The 6,453-nt window shown below is 58.9% G+C and carries 7 protein-coding genes; 2 read left to right on the top strand and 5 right to left on the bottom strand.

Features of this window, described 5'->3' with window-relative positions; genetic code table 11:
• The coding region (locus AC1D1X_RS12840; protein ID WP_477698401.1) for an outer membrane protein assembly factor BamD at positions 1-642 on the top strand (642 nt) is incomplete at its 5' end.
• Here AC1D1X_RS12840 and AC1D1X_RS12835 read toward each other — a convergent pair.
• A complete protein-coding gene (locus AC1D1X_RS12835; protein ID WP_477698400.1) occupies positions 605-2,611 on the bottom strand; it encodes an ATP-dependent DNA helicase in 2,007 nt (668 codons plus the stop codon). The two genes, AC1D1X_RS12840 and AC1D1X_RS12835, sit on opposite strands and share 38 nt — an antisense overlap.
• A complete protein-coding gene (locus AC1D1X_RS12830; RefSeq protein WP_457280662.1) occupies positions 2,611-2,814 on the bottom strand; it encodes a DUF465 domain-containing protein in 204 nt (67 codons plus the stop codon). Before AC1D1X_RS12830 ends, AC1D1X_RS12835 begins: the two co-directional genes overlap by 1 nt.
• Before the next feature lie 83 nt (positions 2,815-2,897).
• On the opposite strand from AC1D1X_RS12830, the gene AC1D1X_RS12825 reads away from it, so the two are divergent.
• The gene (locus AC1D1X_RS12825; protein ID WP_477698402.1) at positions 2,898-3,683 is read left to right on the top strand and encodes a PP2C family protein-serine/threonine phosphatase; all 786 of its coding nucleotides are present in this window, start codon (positions 2,898-2,900) and stop codon (positions 3,681-3,683) included.
• Here AC1D1X_RS12825 and AC1D1X_RS12820 read toward each other — a convergent pair.
• From AC1D1X_RS12820 to AC1D1X_RS12810, 3 genes are all read right to left on the bottom strand, one after another.
• Positions 3,672-4,331: a hypothetical protein gene (locus tag AC1D1X_RS12820; RefSeq protein WP_477669347.1), complete on the bottom strand. Its 660-nt coding sequence runs from the start codon at positions 4,329-4,331 to the stop codon at positions 3,672-3,674. The genes AC1D1X_RS12825 and AC1D1X_RS12820 overlap by 12 nt on opposite strands.
• Complete coding sequence (gene zapE / locus AC1D1X_RS12815; RefSeq protein WP_477665908.1) at positions 4,328-5,431, bottom strand: cell division protein ZapE; 1,104 nt, start codon at positions 5,429-5,431, stop codon at positions 4,328-4,330. The genes AC1D1X_RS12820 and zapE overlap by 4 nt, the downstream gene beginning before the upstream one ends.
• A 19-nt stretch (positions 5,432-5,450) precedes the next feature.
• Positions 5,451-6,453 (bottom strand): dihydrolipoyl dehydrogenase (locus tag AC1D1X_RS12810; RefSeq protein WP_477698399.1); only part of this gene is annotated, 1,003 nt, incomplete at its 5' end.

The raw sequence follows: 6,453 nt of genomic DNA, 5'->3' as shown, positions 1-6,453 counted from the left end.
GCAATCCCGCTGTACGAAAAACTGGAAGGCCGTGCTGCAGGTACCCCCCTCGCCCAGCAAGCGCAGCTTGAGAAAGCTTATGCCCAGTACAAGGGAGGAGAACAAGCCCAGGCCATCGCGACATTGGACCGGTTTATGAGACTGCATCCGGCCAGCCCGGCCCTGGACTATGCGCTGTACCTCAAAGGCCTGGTGAACTTCAATGACAATCTCGGCATTTTCGGGTTTATCTCCCGTCAGGACTTGTCCGAAAGGGACCAAAAAGCAGCCAAGGAATCCTTTGAGTCATTCAGGGACCTTGTGACTCGCTTTCCTGAGTCAAAATACTCGCCGGATGCCCGTCTGCGGATGAGCTATATCGTGAACTCGCTAGCCCAATCCGAAGTGCATGTCGCGCGGTACTACTATTCACGGGGTGCCTACGTGGCGGCAATCAACCGTGCGCAGAGTGCTATCGCCGACTACCGCGATGTACCCGCATTGGAAGAGGCTACCTTCATTCTTTATAAGTCCTACGAAGCGCTGGGTATGGTCGAATTGCGTGACGATACCCGCCGTATCCTCGAAAAAAGCTACCCGCAAAGCGAATACTTGAGCAAGGGATTCAAGTCGGGAGACAATCCTTGGTACAAGTTCTGGTAAGAGCTTCCAGCCGGTCGAACAGCTCCTCCTCGGATGCCAACCGCCGCATCGGCGGAAGAGCTCTCAGCAAACGCCTCCCATAACCCATGGTTGTCAGGCGGCTGTCGCACACCACCAACACCCCCTGGTCACTTTCTCGGCGTATCAGGCGACCGGCACCTTGCTTGAGAGCTACCGCCGCCTCAGGCAGAAAATAGTCGTTAAAAGCGCTGCGTCCTTGTGATTCGAGAAGCTTTGAGCGCGCCTCTGCCAGCGGGTCGTTCGGAGGCGGAAAAGGCAGCTTGTCAATGACAACCAGTTGCAGCGCGTCGCCAGGCACGTCAATGCCCTCCCAAAATGACGCCGAAGCCACCAGCACGCAGCCTTTGCCGCCATTGGCATTACCTGCTCGGAAGCGTTCAATCAGCACACGCTTGGGCATGGCCCCCTGAACCAGCACCTCCATGTCCGGCGAATTCAGAAAAACCTCTCTGAGTGCATCACCAATGGTGCGCAAAGCCCGCAGTGTGGTCGTCAAAACCATGGTGCGCCCCCCGAGACGTCCCGACCATCTCGCTGCAGCTTCGGCGACTTTCATGGTGTGCGCCGGGTCTCCCGGTTTGGGGAACACCTCAGGCACATACAATGCCGCCTGCCTCTCGTAATCAAAAGGACTTCCTACCCGCAAGACCTCGGCATCTTCCAGTCCGCAAGGCTTGGTAAACCAGCTGAGCTTGTCGTCATCTCCCAGTGTGGCGGAGGTGAATATCCAGGACTTCGCCGAGCCGGCGGAGGCACCCAGCACTTTGCTTTTCACCGCCTTCGAAATATCCAGTGGCGACTCGACCAGCCGGAGCTGGGTTCCCACGTCCGCCCAGCGCACGCAGCCCGGTTCGCATGCATGAACGAAACGCTGGGCGCGTTCCGCCAGTTCCTCGGCACGCTCATGGAGGCGAACGAAATCAGGCGCGATTTCACTGACCGTATCCAGGGCGACACAAGCCCGCTCGCAGGACGTGTGAATGACTTGCRACGCACTGTTCCACTCAGCCGCATTCAACCCCTCCGGAGACTCACCCACCCATCGCAGTTTGGTGCCTGGGTACTGTTTCCCGGCACACAGACGCAGCTCGCGCGCAGCGTGCTCGACGACCGACACCACCTCCTGCCAATCCACCAGCCCGCGGGCCAGCTGCAGGCCGGTTGCCAGCATGTCCCTTGCAAAATCAAGAAGCTGGCCCGTGGTCAGGTTTGTTCCCAGAAATTGCACGCCGGTCTCGTTGAGCTGGTGCGCTTCATCGAAGATGGCGATGCGTACGGAAGGCAGCAACTCAGCGACGCCGGATTCGCGCACCGCCAGATCGGCAAAAAACAGGTGGTGGTTGATCACCACCACGTCGGCAGCCATGGCTTCCCTGCGGGCCAGGTTCACATGACAGGCCCGAAAACGCGGACAGGTGGCGCCCAGGCAATTTTCACGCGTGGAGGTCACCAGAGGAATCATCGGCGAACGTTCATCCAGCCCCGGGAGTTCGGCCAGGTCGCCGGTGCGCGTGAGCTTGGACCATTCTTCAATTTTGGCCAAGGCGCGCACGGAAACGCCGTCGGGCAAATAAGCCTCCTGGCGCGCCATTTCCATGCGGTGCAGACACAGGTAGCTGGCCCGCCCCTTGAGCAGCGCCGTGCTGACCGGAAGAGCCAGCGCCTCCACCAGCCGCGGCAAATCACGACCGAAAAGCTGGTCTTGCAAGGCCTTGGTCGCCGTCGACAACAACACACGCTCGCCGCTCAGCAAAGCGGGGACCAGGTAGGAAAAAGTTTTACCGACGCCGGTGCTGGCCTCGACCACCAAGGGATATGCACCCTCGATGGCACGTGCCACGGCCAGGGCCATTTCGGTCTGGCCGCTGCGAGGCACAAAATGCTCGGCGGCGCGTGACAGGACGCCTCCCGGCGCGAAGGCCTCTTCGACTTCAATCGCAAGGGTCATCAAGCAGGCTCTGGGGGATCCAGCGACAGCTCAAGCTGTGCAATCTGGTCACGAAGCTGCAAACGTCGCTTTTTGAGGCGCCTGAGCAACAACTCGTCAATGGGAAAGGCGTGCGCGGTCAGGTCCACCAGCGCATTGAGATCGGCGTGCTCCATTTTGAGTTCGATCAGCTGGCGTTCCGGGGAATGTAGATTTAAGTCCAAGGTTTTTTATCCGTACACGCTGCTTCGCTTGATAATACGTCGATTGCGACCATAAATCGAGCTCGCGCTTGAACGACCACACAATGTCCAAAGGTTATCGAATCACAGCGTCCACCGGTATCCATAAAGGCGATCGGGACTACCAGCAGGATCAGGTCAATCTGTTCAGTCACTCACGCATTCCCGGCTGTATGCTGGGTATCGTGGCTGACGGCATGGGAGGCCGTAGCGGAGGACGGAAGGCGTCCGATCAGGTCMTGTTGACGGCCAAGCAGCTTTTTGAACGTTATGCCCCGGAAACGGACGATGCGCCTGCGATGCTCAAGCAGGTCATCGAAGAAGCCCATATCGTCATCAAACTGACGGCGATCTCGGCCGAGCAGGAACCGCACAGCACGCTGGCGGCATTTCTGATCAACCCGGGTGGGGACTGTCACTGGGTACATACCGGCGATTCAAGGATTTACCATTACCAGGGCAGCAAACTGGTACACAGGACGGTGGACCACTCGTATGTGCAGACTCTGGTGGACAAAGGCGAGATTACTGAGGAAGAAGCCAATGTCCATCCGCAGTCAAACATCCTGATGGGTTGCCTGGGTACGGAGGATGCGCCACCTATTACCCATCATTTCATCCCGCAACTCCGGCCTGAAGACGTCCTGCTGGCTTGCAGCGATGGGGTCTGGCACTATTTCAGCACCAGTGAAATGGGCTCAGCCCTGTCCATGCTGTCACCCCGTGAAGCCACTGAATTCCTGATTCAGAAAGCACGTTCCCGCGCGCGAGGCGGCGGTGACAATCTCTCGCTGGTGATTGTCAAACTCGAGCCTTTGGCCGCTGAGCCACCGACCCGCTTAGTCGGGTAAGGGTAAGGACTTCGCTGGCGGCTTGGTCTGCTTCAGACGATCTCTTTCATGCTGGGCTTTGCGCTCCAGCGCCTCCTTTTGGCGGTCGTTGAATTTTTTAGCCTCTTCCGCTGCAACGGCCTGCTTTTCGCTTCTGGACTGGGATTTTTCCTGACCGCTTTTTAATCTGGCAGCGTTCGCGTCGCTACTACCTTGCTCACCTGCCTTGGCCGCAGCGCGGTCTTCGGTTTTCTTTTTTTCTCGCTCAAGACGAGACTGAGAGTCTTCCAGAGCTTTCGCCCGACGATCCGCAGCCTCCTGCTGTTTCTCCGGTGACGATTTTTCTTCCGTTTTACGGATCTGCTCCGCACCCCTGATGCGGCGTTCCTCGTCATTGAGCGACAGCTCTTGCCGGCGAAGGTCTGCCATGGCTTCGCGCCGCCGGTCATTGACTTTTCCCAGGCAACTGTTGACGGCAAACCGGTCGTAGCAGGCAGCATCCTCAGCCAAAAATCCTGCCTCCAGCCTGTTGCGTTCGACGCTGATTCTCGTCCGCTCGGCATCAATGCTTCGCATCTGGTCAGCGGGTGCAGCCGTCTCGACCGTGGACTGCGCATTCGCGAGCACGCTTAAAGCGATGAGAAAACAGGCGGTAACCAGATGCTTCATGTGAGTGTTGTGTCCACGTTTCTGCGTTCAAGCGCCAGGAATTCCTTTGACTGCATTTCGTTGAGCCGGGAAACCGTACGGGGGAATTCGTGTACCAGCGGCCCCTCGGTGTACAACGCCTCAGGAGCGACTTCTGCCGACATGATCAACTTGACCCGGCGGTCATACAGCACATCCACCAGCCAGGTAAACCGCCGTGCCTCCGACGCCATACGCACCGGCATATGCGGTACATCGCTTAGCAGCACGGTATGAAACTGCGTGGCTATTTCCAGGTAATCGTTTTGCGAACGCGGACCACCGCACAGCGTCTTGAAGTCAAACCAGACGACTCCCCCCGCCTTGCGCCTGGCCTGGATTTGCCTGGACTCAATCTGCAATACCGGGTTCTCATCCTGAGACTCTGCCAGCGCATTAAAAGTTTCAGTCATTTCAGCATCGGCCTGAAGGCCTAGCGGGGTGTGATAGAGCTTCGCCTGGGCTAACGTGCGCCCGCGGTAGTCCGTCCCGTTGTCAACACTGATGACCTCCAGCTTGGCCTTCAGGAGTTCAATGGCCGGGAGAACACGGTCGCGATGCATGCCATTCGGATACAGCTCGTCCGGCTGAAAGTTGGAAGTTGTGACAAAGCCGACTCCATTGTCAAACAGCGCCGACAACAGACGATGAAGAATCATCGCGTCGGTGATGTCCGCCACATGAAACTCGTCAAAGCAGATGAGCCGGTATCGCTTCGCAATGCGCCGGCCCAGCTCATCCAGCGGATTCGCCGTACCCTGAAGGTCCTGCAACTCCCGGTGCACCTCGCGCATGAACTCGTGAAAGTGCAGCCGCACCTTGCGCCTGAGCGGGACAGCCCCGAAAAAGCAGTCCATCAAGAAACTTTTCCCCCTGCCAACGCCTCCGTGCATGTACACACCACGAGGGATATCAGGCCGGTTTATCAGCTTCTTGATGGCATTGGAGCGCTGCTCCTTGAACGCCGCCCACTCAGAGGCGCAACGTTCAAGCGCTTCGACTGCCCGCAACTGGGCAGGATCGCTTTGATAGCCCCGCGCCGCAAGTTCGGCGTCGTACGCCGAGCGCACCGGTTGATTCACCGACTTCTTGCCTGCGTGCTCAGAAGTTCAAGGTGCGCTTGTCGACTGCCAGCGCGGCTTCCTTGGTCGCTTCGCTCAGGGACGGATGGGCATGGCAGATGCGGGCAATGTCTTCACTGCTGGCCCGGAATTCCATGGCCACCACGCATTCGGCGATCAGTTCGCTGGCCATCGGACCGACGATGTGCACGCCGAGAATTTCATCCGTCGCGGCATCGGCCAGCATCTTCACCATCCCAGTCGTGTCACCCAGCGCGCGTGCGCGGCCGTTGGCCATAAACGGGAAAGTCCCCGCCTTGTACGCCCGGCCGGCAGCCTTGAGCTGCTCTTCGGTCTGCCCCACCCAGGCGATTTCAGGGTTGGTGTAGATCACCCAGGGAATCGTGTTGAAGTTGACGTGACCATGCTGCCCGGCAATACGCTCGGCAACCGCAACGCCCTCTTCCTCGGCCTTGTGCGCCAGCATGGGGCCGCGCACCACGTCGCCGATAGCCCAGACATTAGGCAGGCTGGTCTTGCATTCATCATCCACCACCACGGCGCCGCGCTCGTCGAGTTTCAGGCCAACGGCTTCGGGGTTCAGGCCCTGGGTGTTGGCTACCCGGCCAATGGAGATGATGAGCTTGTCCACTTCCAGGGTCTGGGCTTCACCCTTGGCATCGGTGTAGGCAACACTCACACCTTTCTTGCCGCTCTTGATCTCGCCGACCTTCACGCCGAGCGCGACTTTCAGACCCTGCTTGTCGAATGCTTTCTTTGCTTCCTTGGCGATCTGCTGATCGACTGCGCCCAGGAACGTCGGCAGGCCTTCCAGTACCGTCACGTCTGCACCCAGGCGGCGCCATACCGAGCCCATTTCCAGGCCGATCACGCCGGAGCCGATCAGGCCCAGCTTCTTGGGCACGGCGCCTATGCGCAGTGCGCCGTCATTCGACAGGATGTTTTCCTCGTCAAATGGTGCCCCCGGGAGCGCGCGGGCGTTGGAACCCGTGGCCACGACGATGTGCTTGCCGGAGATGGTT

It is taken from the genome of Polaromonas sp. P1_G4 (assembly GCF_056405475.1).
This window is presented reverse-complemented; position numbering and strand designations above follow the sequence as displayed.